Annotated in this window: 14 protein-coding genes and 1 tRNA gene; 4 read left to right on the top strand and 11 right to left on the bottom strand. The window is 61.7% G+C overall.

The genetic code is table 11. The features are described 5' to 3' along the window. The first annotated feature begins 1 nt into the window (after position 1). The gene (locus BMY03_RS26155; RefSeq protein ID WP_143067549.1) at positions 2-937 is read left to right on the top strand and encodes an SH3 domain-containing protein; all 936 of its coding nucleotides are present in this window, start codon (positions 2-4) and stop codon (positions 935-937) included. A gap of 92 nt (positions 938-1,029) precedes the next feature. On the opposite strand, the gene BMY03_RS14730 is transcribed toward BMY03_RS26155, so the two are convergent. From BMY03_RS14730 to rpsU, 5 genes are all read right to left on the bottom strand, one after another. Beyond that, a tRNA-Ile gene (locus BMY03_RS14730) sits at positions 1,030-1,106 on the bottom strand. A gap of 17 nt (positions 1,107-1,123) precedes the next feature. After that, a complete protein-coding gene (locus BMY03_RS14725) occupies positions 1,124-4,867 on the bottom strand; it encodes an EAL domain-containing protein (protein ID WP_094011475.1) in 3,744 nt (1,247 codons plus the stop codon). Between the two features lie 120 nt (positions 4,868-4,987). Beyond that, positions 4,988-6,838 (bottom strand): RNA polymerase sigma factor RpoD, encoded by a 1,851-nt coding sequence (gene rpoD, locus BMY03_RS14720; protein WP_094011474.1) that lies wholly within the window; start codon positions 6,836-6,838, stop codon positions 4,988-4,990. Between the two features lie 67 nt (positions 6,839-6,905). Continuing rightward, positions 6,906-8,894 (bottom strand): DNA primase, encoded by a 1,989-nt coding sequence (gene dnaG, locus BMY03_RS14715; protein WP_094011473.1) that lies wholly within the window; start codon positions 8,892-8,894, stop codon positions 6,906-6,908. 278 nt (positions 8,895-9,172) lie between these two features. Continuing rightward, the gene (gene rpsU / locus BMY03_RS14710; RefSeq protein WP_003255575.1) at positions 9,173-9,388 is read right to left on the bottom strand and encodes a 30S ribosomal protein S21; all 216 of its coding nucleotides are present in this window, start codon (positions 9,386-9,388) and stop codon (positions 9,173-9,175) included. 205 nt (positions 9,389-9,593) lie between these two features. Between rpsU and tsaD the strand changes: the two genes are divergently transcribed. Next, positions 9,594-10,619, top strand: a complete 1,026-nt coding sequence (gene tsaD / locus BMY03_RS14705) for a tRNA (adenosine(37)-N6)-threonylcarbamoyltransferase complex transferase subunit TsaD (RefSeq protein ID WP_094011472.1) — start codon at positions 9,594-9,596, stop codon at positions 10,617-10,619. A gap of 25 nt (positions 10,620-10,644) precedes the next feature. Here the strand turns inward: tsaD and plsY are convergent, their stop codons facing one another. Then, positions 10,645-11,214 (bottom strand): glycerol-3-phosphate 1-O-acyltransferase PlsY, encoded by a 570-nt coding sequence (gene plsY, locus BMY03_RS14700; protein ID WP_046857387.1) that lies wholly within the window; start codon positions 11,212-11,214, stop codon positions 10,645-10,647. A 74-nt stretch (positions 11,215-11,288) separates the two neighbouring features. Here plsY and folB point away from each other — a divergent pair, with 74 nt between their 5' ends. Both folB and folK read left to right on the top strand, forming a co-directional pair. Next, positions 11,289-11,645 (top strand): dihydroneopterin aldolase, encoded by a 357-nt coding sequence (gene folB / locus BMY03_RS14695; protein ID WP_046857386.1) that lies wholly within the window; start codon positions 11,289-11,291, stop codon positions 11,643-11,645. Further along, positions 11,636-12,145: a 2-amino-4-hydroxy-6-hydroxymethyldihydropteridine diphosphokinase gene (gene folK / locus BMY03_RS14690; RefSeq protein ID WP_023629256.1), complete on the top strand. Its 510-nt coding sequence runs from the start codon at positions 11,636-11,638 to the stop codon at positions 12,143-12,145. The genes folB and folK overlap by 10 nt, the downstream gene beginning before the upstream one ends. A gap of 47 nt (positions 12,146-12,192) precedes the next feature. On the opposite strand, the gene BMY03_RS14685 is transcribed toward folK, so the two are convergent. The 5 genes from BMY03_RS14685 to glpE form a co-directional block, all read right to left on the bottom strand. Continuing rightward, positions 12,193-13,287 carry a tRNA nucleotidyltransferase/poly(A) polymerase-related protein gene (locus BMY03_RS14685; protein ID WP_094011471.1) on the bottom strand — a complete coding sequence of 365 codons (1,095 nt, stop codon included), beginning with the start codon at positions 13,285-13,287 and terminating at the stop codon, positions 12,193-12,195. A gap of 60 nt (positions 13,288-13,347) precedes the next feature. Further along, positions 13,348-14,916, bottom strand: a complete 1,569-nt coding sequence (locus tag BMY03_RS14680) for a SpoVR family protein (RefSeq protein ID WP_023629258.1) — start codon at positions 14,914-14,916, stop codon at positions 13,348-13,350. Continuing rightward, the gene (locus BMY03_RS14675; protein WP_023629259.1) at positions 14,913-16,184 is read right to left on the bottom strand and encodes a YeaH/YhbH family protein; all 1,272 of its coding nucleotides are present in this window, start codon (positions 16,182-16,184) and stop codon (positions 14,913-14,915) included. Before BMY03_RS14675 ends, BMY03_RS14680 begins: the two co-directional genes overlap by 4 nt. Positions 16,185-16,309: 125 nt before the next feature. Further along, positions 16,310-18,232 carry a PrkA family serine protein kinase gene (locus tag BMY03_RS14670; protein ID WP_023629260.1) on the bottom strand — a complete coding sequence of 641 codons (1,923 nt, stop codon included), beginning with the start codon at positions 18,230-18,232 and terminating at the stop codon, positions 16,310-16,312. 282 nt (positions 18,233-18,514) lie between these two features. Continuing rightward, a complete protein-coding gene (gene glpE, locus BMY03_RS14665; protein WP_094011470.1) occupies positions 18,515-18,844 on the bottom strand; it encodes a thiosulfate sulfurtransferase GlpE in 330 nt (109 codons plus the stop codon). Between the last annotated feature and the right edge of the window lie 10 nt (positions 18,845-18,854).

Genomic DNA, 18,854 nt, shown 5'->3' with positions numbered 1-18,854 from the left:
AATGTCTGGTGACGAAGGCGCTAATGAGCTTGGAGCGGCGGTGGGATCTGTTGTAATGGGCGAGTCAGTTACGAAGCATTTTTTCGCTCCAAACGTTACTGAGGCTATTGGCGCTGCAATTAATTTTGCCAGTGTTCTCCAACGTGTGGCGTTTAGTCCCGAGTTGGTTGATAAGATTAGAAGTGTGCAGCTTGCGGTAGGGCGAATTGCACTGTCTCCTGAAGTTGGGGCGGTGGTCCGGGCTAGTCATAATTTTAGTAAGTTCGTTGGCGCCTTTGCTGTTTCAGAGGAGGCTAAGCAAATAGCCGCTGCATCGAAAAGCTTTAGCAATATTCTTGCTGAGTTTTCTGGAACTCCGCTATTTGAGTTTTTATCTTCGCTCGAGAAGGTGGATGTCCAGAATCTAGTGTCGGCGACAAGTTCTGCACAAATCAGTATTACTGCTAATTGTGAGGCTCGTGTTGTGCCGGCTGAAGCGCTAGAACTTGAGGCGGAGATTGTTGAGAGTCTCAGGGCTGGTTCTGATCTTGAAAACCTACCGGTGGCGCAGAGAAACTATCTACTTCAGTATCTGAGGTTGTTCATCATGTTGTTTGCCACTTTGGCAACTATGAATGGTGCGCGTGAGGAAATTTGTTTTCAACAGGCCAAGTGGTTGCCTGGTATGACCTCTAATCAAGTCGGCAAAGCAGTAAGGTCGGCGCTCTGTAGTTTCCCGAGCGAGCTATTGAGTAGTCTTCGTTCTGTTAAGGGGCAGGGAGTTAGGCTTCGAACTGGACCGAGCATGAAAGCAGAGGTCATTCCTGTAGATCTTCCCGATCGAGCCACACTCGAAGTTCTTGATAGCAGTAACCGCGTTTGGTTGAAGGTCTCGGTGGTTGCCCAGGACGGAGTTGAGGGTTGGATTTCACGGAAGTACACGCATGTGATTCAGTAAGCGTGGACAATTTGTGGACGTGGGACGGCGGAGAAAAAGTCGCAGTCGGCAGCCGAGAAACACGAAAGCCGCGCAGTGCGCGGCTTTGAAGGTGGTGGGCCCACACGGACTCGAACCGTGGACCAAAGGATTATGAGTCCTCTGCTCTAACCGACTGAGCTATAGGCCCTCAGCAGGAGCGCTGGATTATAACGAGGGTTTCGATAGCGTGCCATCCGAAAGATCCGTTTGTGCTATGCGAAGAAAGGTCGCCGCGAATTCGTCCGGCGGCAGGGGCAGGCTGACGATATAGCCCTGAATCTGCTCGCAGCCTTCGGCGGCGAGGAAGCGCTGCTGCGCCTGGTTCTCCACGCCTTCGGCAATGATCGTCAATTGCATGCTGCGGCCCAGGGCGATGATCGCGCGGGCGATGGCGGCGTCGTGGGGATCGTCGGGCAGGCCGCGGATGAACGACTGGTCGATCTTGAGGATGTCCAGCGGCAGGCGCTTGAGGTAGCTGAGCGAGGAGTAGCCGGTGCCGAAGTCGTCGATGGCCAGCTGCACGCCCAGCTGCTTGAGCTGATGGAGCACGCTCAGGGCTTCCTCGGCCTGGCTCATGATGAAGTTTTCGGTGATCTCCAGCTGCAGATCGCCCGCCTTGAGCTGGTAGTTGCGCAGCAGTTGCTCGATGCGCCGGGCCAGGTTGGGCTGGCGCAGCTGGGCTCCGGCGAGGTTGATCGAGAGCGGGCCGAAGGCGTGGTAGGTCTTCTTCCAGCTGTGCATCTGCCGGCAGGCCTGTTCAAGTACCCAGTCGCCAAGCTGGAGAATGGTGCCGTTCTCCTCGGCCAGGTGAATGAACTGCTCGGGGGGCACGTCGCCGAAGGTTGGATGGGTCCAGCGAATCAGGGCCTCGGCGCCCACCAGGCTCTGGGTCTTGAGGCTGAACTTGGGCTGGTAGCACAGGCTCAGCTCGTTGCGCTCGATGGCGCGGCGCAGTTCGTGCTCCAAGGCAATGCGCTCGCTGGCCTGGGTGGTCAGTTCGCGAGTGTAGGCCTCGACCCGGTTGCGGCCCTTGGCTTTGGAGCGGTACATGGCGGCGTCGGCGTTGCGGATCAGGTTGGCGACATCGGTGCCGTCTTGTGGGTATAGGCTGATGCCGATGCTGGCACTGGTGAAGAACTCGTGCTCGCCGGCCTGGAAAGGTGCGTGGAAGCCGGCCAGCAACTTGTTGGCGATGGCGCTGGCATCGCTGGGCTTGTGCAGGCCGGGCAGCAGGATGATGAATTCGTCGCCGCCCAGGCGGGCCACGGTGTCGACATCACGCACCTGCTCCTTGAGGCGCTGGGCGATACCCTTGAGCAACAGGTCGCCCACCGGGTGCCCGAGGCTGTCGTTGATGTGCTTGAAGCGGTCGAGGTCGAGGAACAGCACCGCGCCCTGGCGGTTGGAGACCTGGGCGCAACTGAGTGCGGCCTGCAGGCGGCTTTCGAACAGGGCGCGATTGGGCAGGCCGGTCAGCGGGTCGTGGTGGGCCTGGTAGTCGAGCTTGGCCTGGGCGTGCTTCAGACTGGAAATGTCGGCGAACACGGCGACGAAGTGGGTGATCTCGCGTTCGTGGTTGCGCACGGCGCTGATGGTCAGCCAGCCGGGGTAGAGTTCGCCGTTCTTGCGCTTGTTGTAGATTTCCCCCTGCCAGTGACCTTCGGCGGTCAACTGGTGCCACATGGCGACGTAGAAGGCGCTGTCATGTTGGCCGGAGGCGAGCAGGCGCGGGGTCTGGCCGAGGGCTTCGATTTCGCTGTAGCCGGTGATTTCGCTGAACGCGCGGTTGACTGCGCTAATGCGCTGGTCGGTGTCGGTGATCAGCACGCCTTCGGCGGTGTTCTCGAACACCGTGGCGGCGAGTTGCAGTTTCTCCTGCATCAGGTGGCGTTCGGTGATATCGCGGGCGATGGTCAGCATGCAGTCGACGCCGCCAATGGGCAGTGGTCGGGCGGACAGTTCGCAGAGGCGGATCTGGCCGTCGCTGCGGCGGATGTGGCAACTGAAATCGCGCACGAAACCGTCACGCTGCAGTTGATCGACCAGGCGCTGGCGCTCGTTGAGGTCGACCCAGATACCCAGGTCCAGCGAGGTCTGGTCAACCGTTGGGCTGATGTCGTAGCCGGTGAGGCGGCAGAAGCCTTCGTTGACCTCCAGCAGCAGGCCATCGCTCTGGCGTGACAGCAACAGGCCATCGGGTGAGGCATGGAAGGCCTTGGCGAACTTCTCCTCGGAGGTCTGCAGTTGCTGCTGGGTTTCCTTCAACTGACTGATATCGCGGATCGCCACCACCAGCGCCGGCATGCCGTCGAGGTCGAAGGTCTCGGCCGAGGTCAGCCCGGTGAACAACTCGCCGTTGTTGCGGCGGAAGGTCATTTCCAGGTTGCGGATGCCGCCGCGATGCAGGCGTTCGAGCAGGGCCGGGCCGGTACCGGCCACGCCCCACAGGCCGAGCTCGGTGGCGGTGCGGCCGATCACTTGCGCCGGACTCAGGCCGATCAGTTCTTCGAAGGCCTCGTTGACCTCCAGCAGGCAGCCATCGCTGTGCCGTGCGATGATCAGGATGTCCGGGCACTGCTGGAACACCGAGGCGAACTTCTGCTCCGACAGGCGCAGGGCATCTTCGGTGTGCTTGGTTTCGCTGATGTCGATCATCAAGCCGCGCATCAGCGACTTGTGGCCGTGTTCGATCATGCTGACGATGTTGCGTACCCATAGCGTATGGCCGTCGGCGCGGATCACCCGGTAGTCCAGGCTGTGGTCGCGCCCGGCGGCTGTTTCGCTGTCGCAGTAGGCCTGCGCCCACAGGGCATCTTCCGGGTGCAGGATGCTGCGCCAGAAGCCCGGCTTGAGCCATTCTCCCGTCGGGTAGCCGAGCAGGTCCTCGGCGTGCGGCGATACATAGCTGTAGCTGAAGTCGTTGGCATCGGCTTCCCAGGCCACCGCTGACAGGCTCTCGATCAGGCCGCGGTAGTGGTACTCGCTGCTGCGCAGTTCCTGTTCCAGGGCGATGCGCCGGGAAATCTCCGAGCTCAGCCGGCGGTTGATACGGATCACCACTGCCAGAATCGCCATGAGCACCAGCACGGCCGGCAGGCCGTAGAGCAGCACGTCGTGCCAGAAAGTCCTTTGGTCGACGACGTTGCCTACCCAGCGCTGCTGTATGTGGCTGACTTCGCTACTGCTCATGTCGGCGATGACCTTGTCGAGGATGCCAACGAGCATCTTCTGTTCCCGCGGCACGGCCATGGCCAGCTGGTAGCGGTATGGCGTTTCACCGCTTACATACAAACCATCCAGCTTGAGTTGGCGAAGGCTCCAGATGCTCGAAGCGAGGTCGCCGACCACGGCGTCTACCTCATCAGTAGCCAGGGCCTGCAAGGCGGAGCTGACATTGGGCATGGCCACCAGGTTGAGGTCCGGGTGGTGGGTGCGCAGCAGCTCATGAGGGGCATAGTTCTCCACTACGGCGATCTTCAGGCCATAGAGGTCCTTGAGGTTGCGCGGTTGCGCGCCGCCGGAGTGGGCGAGGATGACGATCGGGAAGTCCAGGTAAGGACGGGTGAAGGCCAGGTAGGCTTGCCGTTCCGGGGTGGACATGATTCCGGGGAGCAGGTCGAGCTGGTTGCTACGTGCCTGTGCCAGGACTTCGGTCCAACTGCTGGGCTCGATCGGCTTGAGGGTTATCCCCAGGCGTTCCTGGATCAAAGCGATGTAATCGGCGGCCAATCCCTGGTAGCGACCTTCCTGGTCGCGGAATTCGAACGGCGGCCATGAAGCATCGACGCCCAGGCGCAGCTGCTGGTGGGCGCTGAGCCAGGCTTGTTCCTCGTCGGTCAGGGTCAGGGCGCCGGCCGTTGTGTTCCAGGCGAGCAGGATCAGCAACAGGAAGGCCGGCATCAGGGGCATAGCGGCCTCTCGATCAGGGGGTCTGATTCGAGTGTAGACGGGCTTGCCGCCCGCTGGGTAGACAGGGGCCACGACCTTCTGTCACATAAGAAAAACCCCGGCCTGGGCCGGGGTTTTTCTTTACTCGTCGAGGAAGGAGCGCAAGTGCTCGCTTCGCGTCGGGTGGCGCAGCTTGCGCAGCGCCTTGGCTTCGATCTGACGGATCCGCTCACGGGTCACGTCGAACTGCTTGCCGACTTCTTCGAGGGTGTGGTCGGTGTTCATGTCGATGCCGAAACGCATGCGCAGCACCTTGGCTTCGCGTGCGGTCAGGCCCGAGAGCACGTCACGGGTCGCTTCCTTGAGGCTTTCGACCGTGGCCACGTCGATCGGGGACTGCATGGTGGAGTCCTCGATGAAGTCGCCCAGGTGCGAATCTTCGTCGTCACCGATCGGGGTTTCCATGGAGATCGGCTCTTTGGCGATCTTCAGGACCTTGCGGATCTTGTCCTCAGGCATCTCCATGCGCTCGCCCAGCTCTTCCGGGGTCGGTTCGCGACCCATTTCCTGCAGCATCTGGCGGGAAATACGGTTGAGCTTGTTGATCGTCTCGATCATGTGCACCGGGATACGGATGGTGCGCGCCTGGTCGGCGATCGAGCGGGTGATCGCCTGGCGGATCCACCAGGTGGCGTAGGTCGAGAACTTGTAGCCGCGACGGTATTCGAACTTGTCCACCGCCTTCATCAGGCCGATGTTGCCTTCCTGGATCAGATCGAGGAACTGCAGGCCGCGGTTGGTGTACTTCTTGGCGATCGAGATCACCAGACGCAGGTTCGCCTCGACCATTTCCTTCTTGGCGCGGCGAGCCTTGGCTTCACCGATGGACATGCGGCGGTTGACGTCCTTGATCTCGGCGACGGTCAGGCCGGTCTCGCTCTCGAGGTCGATCAGTTTTTGCTGGCAAGCGACGATGGCGGCGTTTTTCTCACCCAGGGCGGCGGCCCATTTGGTGTTGCGCTTGGCCAGGTCACCGGACCAGGTCTGGTCGGTCTCGTTGCTCGGGAACAGGCGCAGGAAGTCGGCACGCGGCATGCGCGCGTCACGCACGCACAGTTGCATGATGGCGCGTTCTTGCTGGCGCAAGCGATCCAGGGCACTGCGTACGCGCTCAACCAGAACGTCGAACTGCTTGGGCACCAGCTTGATCGGCATGAACAGGTCGGCCAGCGCCTGCATGGCGCTGATGCTGTCTTTATGGCCTCGACCGTGTTTCTTCAGCACTTTGAGGGTATCGACCAGCTGATCCTTGACTGCACCAAAACGCTGGGCGGCAACGACCGGGTCCGGACCGCTTTCGGCCTCTTCCTCGTCGTCGCCATCGGCGTTCTCTTCGTCTTCTTCGTCGCTTTCTTCCTTCGCGGCAGCGGCCTTGGCACCCGGGATTGGTACCTCTTCGGTCGGTGCGGCGATGTTGTCGTCAGGGTCGATGTAACCGCTGAGGACGTCGGAAAGACGGCCGCCTTCGGAGGTGACACGGTCGTATTCGCCGAGGATGTAGTCGACAGTACCCGGGAAGTGAGCGATGGCGCCCATGACTTCACGGATGCCTTCCTCGATACGCTTGGCGATTTCGATCTCGCCTTCGCGGGTCAGCAGCTCGACGGTACCCATTTCGCGCATGTACATGCGCACCGGGTCGGTCGTGCGGCCGATATCGGTCTCGACAGCCGCCAATGCGGCGGCGGCCTCTTCGGCTGCGGCCTCGTCAGTGTCGGCTTCCGCCAACAACAGGGCATCCGCATCCGGAGCACTCTCGAATACGTTGATCCCCATGTCGTTGATCATGCGGATGATGTCTTCCACCTGCTCCGGATCTGAAATATCCTCTGGCAGGTGGTCGTTGACCTCCGCGTAAGTCAGGTAGCCCTGCTCACGACCGCGGGTGATCAACTCTTTGATACGAGATTGCTGTTGCGCTTTTCCGGACATAACACCCTATCCACTGAAGGTCTTGGCGGGCAAAAAACAAGCCGAGGATTATACCCGAGCATGGACCTCACGCGCCAGATGAGGTCGGGTTTTGTGCGGGAACATTACGGCTCAGCAGGGTAAGCAGCTGAGATTTTTCCTCTGTACTCAGTTCACTTAGACGCGCTTTCCTGAGCAGATGTTCCAGGCTGCGCTCGCGCTGGCGAGCGGACAAGCTAGTTATAGTGTCGAAAAACTGTTGTTCAAGGTTGTCGGCATCGATCAACCATTCCTTTTCCGCCAGAGCGCGCAGCAGGCGACCCTGTTCGGTCCCGTGCCAGCGCGCGATCAGCTGCATTGAGCTTAGCTTAGGATTCTTCTGCGCGGCCTCGATGAGGGCCACCAGCAGCTGGCTGTACAGTTGCTCTTCGTCGGCGAAGTGGCTGGCATCCTCGACCTTGCCCGCCAGCAGCGGGTGATGCAGCAAGGTGCGCAAGGCCGAGAGCGTCGGTGGTTCCACTGGCGCGGGCACCCGTGGCGGCGCTTCGCCGCGCTGGCCATCGCGCTGCCACGGCTTGCCACCTTTCTTGTCCCAGGGTTTGCCGTCCCACTGCTTCTTGCCGCCACCTTTGTTCGGCGTCCAGGGGCGTTGCTCCTGTTGTGGCGCCGAGTAGTCGGGCTGGTAGTGCATGTCGCCATGGTCAGGCACGTAGCTTGCCATGGCGTCGTAGTCGTAACCGGGGTCGTAATCAGGCGCGCTGGGTGCTGGCGCGCTCTGGGCCAGTTGCTCCATCTGCTGCGGGTCGAGGCCGGTGATGTCTTTCAGGCGGTTGCGCATCAGTTGGCGCAGGTTGGCGCCCGGGACCTTTTCGATCAGCGGTGCGGCCAGCGTCACCATGTGCGCCTTGCCTTCCAGTGAGCGCGGGTCGGCCTCGTTGCTCAACTGCTCGAAGAAATAATCGGCCAGTGGCTGGGCGTGCTGGTTGATACGGGCCTGGAAGGCATCGGTGCCTTCGGCGCGCACCAGGCTGTCCGGGTCTTCGCCTTCGGGCAGGAACAGGAAGCGTGCGCGGCGACCGTCCTGCAGGCTCGACAGGGTCGCCTCCAGGGCACGCCAGGCGGCCTTGCGGCCAGCCTGGTCGCCGTCGAAACAGAACAGCACGCTGGGCACCACGCGGAACAGGCGCTTGAGGTGTTCCTCGCTGGTGGACGTGCCGAGGGTGGCCACGGCGTTGCGCAAGCCCTGCTGGGCCAGGGCGATGACGTCCATGTAGCCTTCGACGACGATGATCTCGTCGAGGTTGCGGTTGTGCTTGCGCGCCTCGTACAGGCCGTAGAGCTCCTGGCCCTTGTGGAACACCGGGGTTTCCGGGGAGTTCAGGTACTTGGGCTTGTCGTCGCCCAGTACCCGGCCGCCGAAGGCGATGACCCGGCCGCGGCTGTCGCGGATCGGGAACATCACTCGGTCGCGGAAGCGGTCATAGCGCTTGCCGCTTTCGGCGTTCTCGATCAGCAGGCCGGCGTCGATCATCACTTTCTGTTGCAGCGAGTCGGCACCCAGGTGCTTGAGCAGGTTGTCCCAGCCCGGCGGCGCGAAGCCCAGGCCAAAGTCGCGGGCGATCTCGCCGGACAGGCCGCGCCCCTTGAGATACTCCACTGCCGCCTTGCGGGTGGCGTGGCTGCGCAGGGCCTGGCGATAGAACTCGCTGGCCGCCTCGAGCAAGGGGTACAGCGGCGAGTCTGTCGGCTGGCGCGGCTTCTGCCCGCGGCGGCCTTCCTCGCGGGGGACTTCCATGCCGGCCGCTCGGGCCAGCTCCTCGACTGCCTGGGGGAAGTCCAGGTTGTCGTGGTCCATGACAAAGCCGAGGGCGTTACCCCCAGCGCCGCAACCGAAGCAATAGTAGAACTGCTTGTCGGGGCTGACAGTGAAGGAGGGGCTCTTTTCCTTGTGGAACGGGCAGCAGGCGGAAAGATTCTTGCCGGTCTTTTTCAGCTGGATGCGCGAACTCACCACATCGACGATGTCGGTGCGGTTGAGAAGGTCATCGATAAAGCTCTGGGGAATTAGCCCGGCCATGGCAGTCTCGTCATCTGGCAACTGGCAAGTCTAAACGCTTGTGCGCGGGTTTGGCGTGGGGTGTCGCAGGAAGAGGTGTGTGCTCGTCGGTAGCCGGTGAAGGCTCGTCAGAAAAGACGTGCACGCCTGGCCAAAGACCAGTTCTGACGCGTTGAGGCAGGTTGCCCATGGCTTTTGCCGGGGCACCCCAGGCGCATGGCCAAGGGTTTCAAGCAACCGCTACCATAAGCCCGGCACGAGGCCGGGCATGGCAGAAGCTTTGCGTAGAACGGCTGTACTTAGTACAGACGAACGGCGCGGCGCTGTTCGCGCTGAACTTTCTTCGCGTGACGCTTAACAGCGGCAGCGGCTTTGCGCTTACGCTCGGCGGTCGGCTTCTCGTAAAACTCGCGGCTACGAACTTCAGCCAGTACACCGGCTTTTTCGCAGGAGCGCTTGAAACGACGCAGAGCTACGTCGAAGGGTTCGTTCTCTTTAACTTTGACGGCTGGCATCCAGGGCTACCTTAATTCATTACCGGGGTAGACGTGCTCCTGGCAAAACATAAGGTGTGCTGGAGAACGTCGGTTTTCAAGGGTTGCGGATGTTAACCCTTAGCTGGCCGGAATGCAAAGCCTCTGATCGAAAACCGCTGGTCGGCACCGGGCACGGGGACTATCATGCGCGCCTTCGAATTCAGCCTCCACAAGGCACGGACCCATGCTAGTACTGGGATTGGAAACATCCTGCGACGAAACTGGCGTCGCATTATACGACAGTGAACGCGGCCTGCTGGCCGACGCGCTGTTCAGCCAGATCGACCTGCACCGCGTCTATGGCGGCGTGGTGCCCGAGCTCGCCTCGCGCGATCACGTCAAGCGCATGCTGCCCCTGATACGCCAGGTGCTGCAGGAGGCCGACTGCGTCGCCACCGAGATCGACGCCATCGCCTATACCGCAGGCCCAGGCCTGGTTGGCGCGCTGCTGGTGGGCGCCTCTTGCGCCCAGGCACTGGCGTTCGCCTGGGATATTCCGGCGATCGGTGTGCATCATATGGAGGGCCATCTGCTGGCGCCGATGCTCGAAGAGCAGCCGCCGCAGTTCCCGTTCGTCGCCTTGTTGGTTTCAGGTGGCCATACTCAGCTGGTGCGGGTCGATGGCATCGGCCAGTACGAACTGCTGGGCGAGAGCCTCGACGACGCCGCCGGCGAGGCGTTCGACAAGACCGCCAAGCTGATCGGCCTCAATTATCCGGGTGGCCCCGAGATCGCCCGTCTGGCCGAACAAGGCACGCTCGGGCGCTTCGTGTTCCCGCGGCCGATGTGCGACCGCCCCGGGCTGCAGTTCAGCTTCAGCGGCCTCAAGACCTTTGCCCTGAATACCTGGCAGCAATGCCGCGATGCCGGGGACGACAACGAGCAAACCCGTTGCGACGTGTCGCTGGCGTTCCAGCAGGCGGTGGTGGAAACTCTGACCATCAAGTGCAAGCGCGCCCTCAAGCAGACCGGCCTCAAGCGCCTGGTCATCGCCGGCGGCGTGAGCGCCAACAAGGCCTTGCGTGTTTCGTTGGAAGAGATGCTGACCAGCATCAAGGGCAACGTCTACTACGCCCGCCCACGTTTCTGCACCGACAACGGTGCGATGATCGCCTATGCCGGTTGCCAGCGTCTGTTGGCCGGGCAGCAGCAGGACCTGGCGATCAGCGTGCAGGCGCGCTGGCCGATGGAGCAGTTGCCGGCAGTATGAAGTGAGCCGGGCTTGTGCGAATGCATCAGAAGTGGCGTTCGCGCCCGGCGAACAGGTCACGCAGGTTGCGGCGGTGGCGCCAGACGATCAGCACCGTCAGCACGGTCATCGGCAGCAGTGCTTCAGGCTCGCGCCAGGCCAGCAAGGGCAGCGTCAGCGGTGTGGCGATCAACGCCGCGAGCGAACTGGTGCGGGTCAGGTAGAAGGTCAGCAGCCAGGCGCCAATGGCCAGCAGGGCCGCTGGAAAGTACAGCGCCATCAGCATGCCGGCGGCGGTGGCCACCCCTTTGCCGCCTTTGAAGCGGAAGTACACTGGGAACAGGTGACCGAGCACTGCGCAGATGCCCACCCAGGCCTGCTCTTGCTGGTCGAGTCCGGCCAGGCGAGCAAGCAGCACAGGCAACATGCCCTTGCACAGGTCGCCGAGCAGCGTCAGGATCGCCAGTTTGCGGCCCGCCAGGCGTAGCATGTTGGTGGCGCCGGCATTGCCGGAACCGCTGGAGCGCGGGTCGGGGCTGCCACTGAGGCGGCTCAGGACAATGGCGAAGGACAGAGAGCCGAGCAGGTAGGCAAGCAGCGCCAGTGACCAAAACATGCTAACTATTCCGGGCGAGGACGCCCTGATTCTAACGGCGCCTGTCGCCCTTGTCGTGCTGTGGAGAGAAGTGCTTGGACAGAGTGTTCATCGAAGGCCTGGAAGTCGATACCGTGATCGGCGCCTATGACTGGGAGCGGGATATTCGCCAGTGCCTGCGCCTGGACCTGAGCTTCGCCTGGGACAACCGTCCGGCGGCGGCCGGTGACGACCTGTCGCTGGCACTGGACTATGCCAGTGTCTCGGCACGTATCCAGGCGTTCGCCGAACAGGCCCGTTTCGAGCTGGTCGAGACCTTCGCCGAGCGCTTGGTCGCGGTGTTGATGGCGGAATTCAACATTCCCTGGGTGCGCCTGAAACTCACCAAGCCGGGCGCGGTACCGGCGGCCCGTGGTGGTGTTGGCGTGGAGATCGAGCGCGGATGTCTCTGAGCACGGTATACCTTGGGCTGGGCAGCAACATCGAGCGTGAGCGGCACTTGTGCGCCGGGCTCGATGCCCTCGCCGGCATCCTCAAAGACATGCAGTGTTCCGCGGTGTTCGAGAGCCAGGCCGTGGGGATCAAGAGTGGCCCGTTCTACAACCTGGTGGTGCGCGGGCGCACCGAACTGCCGCTGCTGGAACTCGATCGCCGGCTCAAGTTCATCGAGGCCGACAATGGCCGCTACGCGCCGGACCGCAAGGGGCTGCCACTGGATATCGACGTACTGATGTTCGATGACCTGTGCGGGACCTTCGATGGCCTGGTGCTGCCGCGCGCGGAGATCCTGAAGAACGCCTTCGTGCTCTGGCCGCTGTCCTTGCTGGCCCCGGAGTTGGTGCACCCGGGCGAGGGCAGGTCCATGGGGCAGTTGTGGCGGGAGGCGCGCATCGAGCAGGTACTGGCGCCGGTACCGTTCGAATGGCGCGGGTTGCAGTTGACCCCCGCTTAGCCTGCCCCGGCCTCTTCGCGGTTCTACCTGCGAAGAGGCCGGGCAGATCAAGCAGCCTTGTAGGCTTCGAGCGCCTTCAGTCGCTCACCTTTGAGCGCTTCACCCAGGCCCTGGCCGGCAAGCCCGGCTTCAAGCAACGGCTTGACATCCACGGCGCGTGCAGCTTCAGCGGCCCCGCGCAAATACTCGCCTTGTGGATACTCTGAACCCAGCGCCGCCATCTCGCAGGCGGCGATGAAGTCCTCGAAGCGCTTCGGCCGTCGGTACACATCAAACTTCTGCAGCATCTCCAGCAGGCTTGCAGGTTCCAGCTGCGGAGCCTGGTCCGCTCGCTCGGCAAACTCCCCCACCAGCATCGCCAGTTCCTGGCACTCACGCGGGGCCTTGAAGCGCTGGTTCAGCGCTTTGAGCGCGGCAGGCTGCAGCCCGCGTAGCAGGCACGCCCAGCGCACCGCCAGCGGCTGCTGGTGCCTTGCCGCCTGGTGCAGCGCGGCCAGTGTACTGGCGCCCTCAAGCTCGGGCATCAGCTCGCTCAGCCCGCCGCAGCTGCGTAGCACCTCAATGAACACCTGCGGCTCGCTTTCCATCAATGCGCGCTCGATCTCCTTCCAGCTGCGCTCGGCGGTCAACGCCTGCAGTTCGCCTGATTCGGCGATCTGGCGCATCAACTGCAAGGTCTCATCGGCTACACGAAAGCCCAGGGGCGCGTAGCGCGCGGCAAAGCGGGCAACGCGCAGCACCCGCAGGGGATCTTCGGCGAATGCCGGGGAAACATGGCGCAGGAGGCGCTGCTCGAGATCTGCCTTGCCATGGTAGGGATCGTGCAGGTTGCCGTGCTCGTCCTCGGCCATTGCATTGATGGTCAGGTCGCGACGAACCAGATCCTCCTCGAGGGTGACTTCGGGGCTCGCGTGGAAGGTGAAACCACCATACCCGCGCCCGCTCTTGCGTTCGGTACGGGCCAGGGCATATTCCTCGCCCGTCCTGGGGTGAAGGAATACCGGAAAATCGGCACCGACCGGACGAAAGCCCTCGGCCTGCATTTGTTCGACCGTGGCGCCGACCACCAGCCAGTCGACGTCGCTGACCGGACGGCCGAGCAGACGGTCGCGCACGGCGCCGCCAACCTTGTAGATCTGCATGTGGAACCTCCATTACTGGCGACAGGATACCTTGTCGACGGCAATGGAGGTGGGCTGCCGCTAGAGGTGGTGCACCACGGCCAGGTCCATGCGCCCGTAGTCGCCGGCCTCGCTGTGCTCGCCCCGTGGCGGCATGTGGTGGGTCTTCATCACCTGGTCGCCCTGAACGGTCTCCAGGTGGATATCGAAGCCCCACAGGCGGTGCAGGTGCTTGAGCACCTCTTCGGTGGAATCACCCAGGGGTTTGCGGTTGTGCTGCTGGTGGCGCAGGGTGAGCGAGCGGTCGCCGCGGCGATCAATGCTCCAGATCTGCACGTTGGGTTCACGGTTGCCCAGGTTGTACTGGGCGGCCAGTTGCTCGCGGATGGTGCGGTAGCCGGCTTCGTCATGGATCGCCGGGACCAGCAGGTCGTCACGCTGGTCATCGTCGAGGATGCTGAACAGCTTGAGGTCGCGCATCACCTTGGGCGACAGGTACTGCAGGATGAAGCTTTCGTCCTTGAAGCTGCTCATGGCGAACTTGATGGTCGAAAGCCAGTCACTGCCGGCGATATCCGGGAACCAGCGGCGATCTTCCTCGGTGGGGGCCTCGCACATGCGACGGATGTCGGTGTACATCGCAAAGCCAAGGGCGTACGGGTTGATGCCGCTGTAGTAGGGGCTGTCGAAGCCAGGCTGGAACACCACGCTGGTATGAGACTGGAGGAACTCCATCATGAAGCCCTCGGTGATCAGGCCCTCGTCATAGAGGTCGTTCATCAGCGTGTAGTGCCAGAAGGTCGCCCAACCTTCGTTCATCACTTGGGTCTGGCGTTGTGGATAGAAGTACTGGGCGATCTTGCGCACGATGCGCACCACCTCGCGCTGCCAGGGTTCGAGCAGCGGGGCGTGCTTCTCGATGAAGTAGAGAATGTTCTCCTGGGGCTCGGCGGGGAATCGCGCATCGTCCCTGTCGCCGCCTTTTTCCACGCCTTTGGGAATGGTCCGCCAGAGGTCATTGATCTGTCGTTGCAGGTGCTCTTCACGCTCCTTCTGCCGGCGCCGTTCTTCTTCGGCGGAGATGGGGTAGGGGCGTTTGTAGCGATCCACGCCATAGTTCATCAGCGCATGACAGGAGTCGATCAGGTCCTCGACGGCGTCGATGCCATGACGCTCCTCGCACTGGGCAATGTACTGCTTGGCGAACACCAGGTAGTCGATGATCGAACTGGCGTCGGTCCAGGTGCGAAACAGGTAGTTGCCCTTGAAGAAACTGTTGTGGCCATAGCAGGCGTGGGCGATCACCAGTGCCTGCATGCACATGGTGTTTTCTTCCATCAGGTAGGCGATGCACGGATCGGAATTGATAACGATCTCGTACGCCAGGCCCATCTGGCCCCGACTATAGGACTTCTCGGTGCTGAGGAACTGTTTGCCGTAGGACCAGTGGTGATAGCCCAGTGGCATGCCCACCGAGGCGTAGGCGTCCATCATCTGTTCGGCGGTGATGACTTCGATCTGGTTGGGGTAGGTATCCAGGGCGTAGCGGGCGGCCAGGCGACTGATCTCGCGGTCGTACGTCTGGATCAGCTCGAACGTCCATTCGGAGCCGGTGGAAATGGGTTGGCGTCTCTGCTCTCTGGCGGTCATGTGGCTAACCTGCGCTGGAAGAGTTCACGGAAGACCGGGTAGATATCGCCGGCCGATACCAACTGCTGCTGGGCGAAGGTGTCGGGAAATGCTTCGCCGATGCGCTCGTACTCATACCACAGCGCTTGGTGCTCGCGTGGGGTGATCTCGACGTAAGTGTAGTACTGCACATGCGGCATGATCTGGTTGGCGAGGATGTCGCGGCAGATCGGCGAATCGTCGTTCCAGTTGTCACCGTCCGATGCCTGGGCGGCATAGATGTTCCAGTCGCTGGCCGGGTAGCGCTCGGCCATGACTTCCTGCATCAGCTTGAGCGCGCTGGAGACGATGGTGCCGCCGGTCTCGCGGGAGTAGAAGAACTCTTCCTCGTCCACTTCGCGGGCGCTGGTGTGGTGACGGATGAACACCACCTCGATGCGGTCGTAGTTACGCTTGAGGAACAGGTATAGCAGGATGAAAAAGCGCTTGGCGATGTCCTTGGTAGCCTGTGTCATGGAGCCTGAGACATCCATCAGGCAGAACATCACTGCCTTGGAGCTGGGGTTGGGTTGCCTGACCAGGAGGTTGTACTTGAGGTCAAAGGTGTCGAGGAAGGGCAGGCGATTGATGCGCGCCTTGAGGCGCTCGATCTCGGCCTCGGTATCCTGGATGTCGGTGAAGTTGTCCGGCTCCTCGACCTTGAGCCGTTCCAGTTCCTTTTGCGCCTCGCGCAACAGCGCGCGGCTGCTGCCGGTCAGGGCGATACGGCGGGCGTGGGCCGAGCGCAGCGTACGCACGATGTTGATGCGCGAAGGATTGCCCTCGTTGGCAATACCGGCGCGCACGGTCTTGAAGGTGTCGGCACCAGTAAGGTGGCGTTTGACCAGGTTGGGCAGTTCCAGGTCTTCGAACATGAATTCGAGGAATTCTTCCTGGGTGATCTGGAACACGAAATCGTCCATGCCCTCGCCGGAGTTGCCGGCCTTGCCGCGCCCGCCGCCACCGCCGCCACCTTGGGGCCGGGCAATGTGTTCGCCAGCGGTGAACTCCTTGTTACCTGGGTGAACGATGGTCTGCTTGCCGCCGCGGCCGTGGTGCAGCACCGGTTCGTCGATGTCACGCCCCGGGATACTGATCTGCTCGCCGTGTTCCATGTCCATGATGGAGCGGCGGCTCACGGCCTCTTCGACGGCTTTCTTGATGTGCTCACGGTAACGCCGCAAGAAGCGCTGGCGGTTGACCGTGCTCTTGTTCTTGCCGTTCAGGCGTCGGTCGATAACGTAGCTCATGGGCCCTCCGGTAGCTGGGTACAGCTGCAAGCTTCAAGCTACGAGCTGCAAGTAAAAGCAATCGCTGCCGACACAGGTCAGCGGTGTGCCGGGGCACACCGCCAAGCGGCCGGTGCGTGCGGCTTTTACTGCGATTTCCTGACCCGCAGGTACCATTCCGACAGCAGGCGTACCTGTTTGTCGGTGTAGCCACGTTCCACCATCCGGGTGACGAAATCGTTGTGCTTCTGCTGGTCTTCCTTGCTGGCCTTGGCGTTGAAGCTGATGACCGGCAGCAGGTCTTCGGTGTTGGAGAACATTTTCTTCTCGATCACCACCCGCAGCTTCTCGTAGCTGAGCCAGCTGGGGTTCTTGCCATTATTGTTGGCACGGGCGCGCAGCACGAAGTTGACGATCTCGTTGCGGAAGTCCTTCGGATTGCTGATACCGGCCGGCTTCTCGATCTTCTCCAGCTCCTCGTTGAGCGCGATGCGGTTGAGGATTTCGCCAGTCTCCGGGTCGCGGTACTCCTGGTCCTGGATCCAGAAGTCGGCATACAGCACGTAGCGGTCGAAGATGTTCTGGCCGTACTCGCTGTAGGATTCCAGATAAGCGGTCTGGATTTCCTTGCCGATGAACTCGATGTAGCGCGGCGCCAGGTACTCCTTGAGGTAGCGCAGGTAGCGCTCGCGTACTTCGGCAGGGAACTGCTCCTGCTCGATCTGCTGTTCCAGCACGTACAGCAGGTGCACCGGGTTGGCGGCAATCTCATGTGGATCGAAGTTGAATACCTTGGAGAGGATCTTGAAGGCGAAGCGGGTCGACAGGCCGTTCATGCCCTCGTCGACGCCGGCGGAGTCGCGGTACTCCTGGATCGACTTGGCCTTGGGGTCGGTGTCCTTGAGGTTCTCGCCGTCGTAGACGCGCATCTTCGAGTAGATGTTGGAGTTCTCCGGCTCCTTGAGGCGTGAAAGCACTGTGAACTGGGCGAGCATCTTCAGTGTGTCGGGCGCGCAATGAGCCTTGGCCAGCGAGCTGTTGATCAGCAACTTGTCGTAGATCTTGATCTCGTCGCTGACGCGAAGGCAGTACGGCACCTTGACGATATAGATACGGTCGATGAACGCTTCGTTATTCTTGTTGTTGCGGAAGGTGTGCCATTCCGATTCGTTGGAGTGGGCCAACAAGATACCGGTGTAGGGGATCGCCCCCAGGCCTTCGGTACTGTTGTAGTTGCCCTCCTGGGTAGCGGTGAGCAGCGGGTGAAGCACCTTGATCGGCGCCTTGAACATCTCGACGAACTCCATCAGGCCTTGGTTGGCCCGGCACAACGCGCCCGAGTAGCTGTAGGCGTCGGCGTCGTTCTGCGGAAACTCCTCGAGCTTGCGGATATCCACCTTGCCGACCAAGGCCGAGATATCCTGGTTGTTCTCGTCACCTGGTTCGGTCTTGGCGATGGCGATCTGGTTGAGGATCGATGGATAGAGCTTCACCACCCGGAACTTGCTGATGTCGCCGCCGAACTCCTGCAGGCGCTTGGTGGCCCAGGGCGACATGATGGTATTCAGATAGCGGCGCGAAATGCCGAATTCTTCCTCGAGGATCGCTCCGTCCTCGGTGGCGTTGAACAGCCCGAGTGGCGACTCGAAGACCGGCGAGCCCTTGATGGCGTAGAACGGTACCTTTTCCATCAATTGCTTGAGTTTTTCGGCCAGCGACGACTTGCCGCCGCCCACCGGACCCAGCAGGTAGAGGATCTGCTTCTTCTCTTCCAGGCCCTGAGCGGCGTGGCGGAAGTAGGAGACGATCTGGTCGATGCACTCTTCCATGCCATGGAAATCGGCAAAGGCCGGATAGCGGCGGATCACCTTGTTGGAGAAGATCCGCGACAGCCGGGAGTTACTTGAGGTGTCGATCAGCTCTGGTTCACCGATGGCCAGCAACAGCCGCTCGGCCGCCGAGGCATAGGCGCTGCGATCCTCTTTGCACAGCTCAAGGTACTCCTGCAGCGAAAGTTCTTCCTGGCGGGTGGACTCGAAACGTTGTTGGAAGTGGCTAAAAATGCTCATGACGTCACCTCGCTCGATACGTGGAGACGACGCCGGATCAGTCAGCCGATGCTGGCATGCAACCGGTTTTGTCGGTTGCTGTATACCCCCCAGAACACCCTGTAACGCTACCGATGACCCGCACGCCGGTGTACCGGCTCTCCCCTTTTTTGGATGGCCTGGGCTTAAGGATAGTTGGTTATACGAGAGGTCAAGGGCGGGGAGCGGAGAAGACGCCTACGACCGTTCGTCAGGTCGGGCCCTAGCCCGCGCCAAGCGCGGGCTGCAGGAAAAATGAAAAAATTATTCGGCGCTGCCCTGGGCGGTTTCCCCCGGGTAGGTGTTACGCCACAGTTCGAAGCCACCATCGATGCTGTAGACGTTGGAGAAGCCCTGGCCGACCAGGTAGGCGGCGGCACTCTGGCTGGAATTGCCGTGGTAGCAGACTACCAGTGTAGGCGCGTCCAGGTCGGCGCTGCGGATGAAGTCGGCTACCGAGTGATTATCCAGATGAGTGGCGCCGGCGATATGGCCGGCGGCAAACGCCTGTGGGTCGCGGATATCGACAACGATCGCACCTTCGGCACGCAGGGCGAGGGCTTGTTCTGGGGAGATACGCTTGAATTCGCTCATGGGTGCGGTT

This window comes from Pseudomonas soli, from assembly GCF_900110655.1.
Lineage (GTDB): Bacteria > Pseudomonadota > Gammaproteobacteria > Pseudomonadales > Pseudomonadaceae > Aquipseudomonas > Aquipseudomonas soli.
This window is presented reverse-complemented; position numbering and strand designations above follow the sequence as displayed.

What these genes read in the sequence shown, in the direction of transcription:
- dnaG (WP_094011473.1), bottom strand. Translation starts at nt 8,894, where the DNA reads ATGGCCGGGCTAATTCCCCAGAGCTTTATCGATGACCTTCTCAACCGC.
- BMY03_RS14680 (WP_023629258.1), bottom strand. Translation starts at nt 14,916, where the DNA reads ATGACCGCCAGAGAGCAGAGACGCCAACCCATTTCCACCGGCTCCGAA.
- BMY03_RS14685 (WP_094011471.1), bottom strand. Translation starts at nt 13,287, where the DNA reads ATGCAGATCTACAAGGTTGGCGGCGCCGTGCGCGACCGTCTGCTCGGC.
- BMY03_RS26155 (WP_143067549.1), top strand. Translation starts at nt 2, where the DNA reads ATGTCTGGTGACGAAGGCGCTAATGAGCTTGGAGCGGCGGTGGGATCT.
- tsaD (WP_094011472.1), top strand. Translation starts at nt 9,594, where the DNA reads ATGCTAGTACTGGGATTGGAAACATCCTGCGACGAAACTGGCGTCGCA.
- BMY03_RS14725 (WP_094011475.1), bottom strand. Translation starts at nt 4,867, where the DNA reads ATGCCCCTGATGCCGGCCTTCCTGTTGCTGATCCTGCTCGCCTGGAAC.
- glpE (WP_094011470.1), bottom strand. Translation starts at nt 18,844, where the DNA reads ATGAGCGAATTCAAGCGTATCTCCCCAGAACAAGCCCTCGCCCTGCGT.
- BMY03_RS14670 (WP_023629260.1), bottom strand. Translation starts at nt 18,232, where the DNA reads ATGAGCATTTTTAGCCACTTCCAACAACGTTTCGAGTCCACCCGCCAG.
- rpoD (WP_094011474.1), bottom strand. Translation starts at nt 6,838, where the DNA reads ATGTCCGGAAAAGCGCAACAGCAATCTCGTATCAAAGAGTTGATCACC.
- rpsU (WP_003255575.1), bottom strand. Translation starts at nt 9,388, where the DNA reads ATGCCAGCCGTCAAAGTTAAAGAGAACGAACCCTTCGACGTAGCTCTG.
- BMY03_RS14675 (WP_023629259.1), bottom strand. Translation starts at nt 16,184, where the DNA reads ATGAGCTACGTTATCGACCGACGCCTGAACGGCAAGAACAAGAGCACG.
- plsY (WP_046857387.1), bottom strand. Translation starts at nt 11,214, where the DNA reads ATGTTTTGGTCACTGGCGCTGCTTGCCTACCTGCTCGGCTCTCTGTCC.
- folK (WP_023629256.1), top strand. Translation starts at nt 11,636, where the DNA reads ATGTCTCTGAGCACGGTATACCTTGGGCTGGGCAGCAACATCGAGCGT.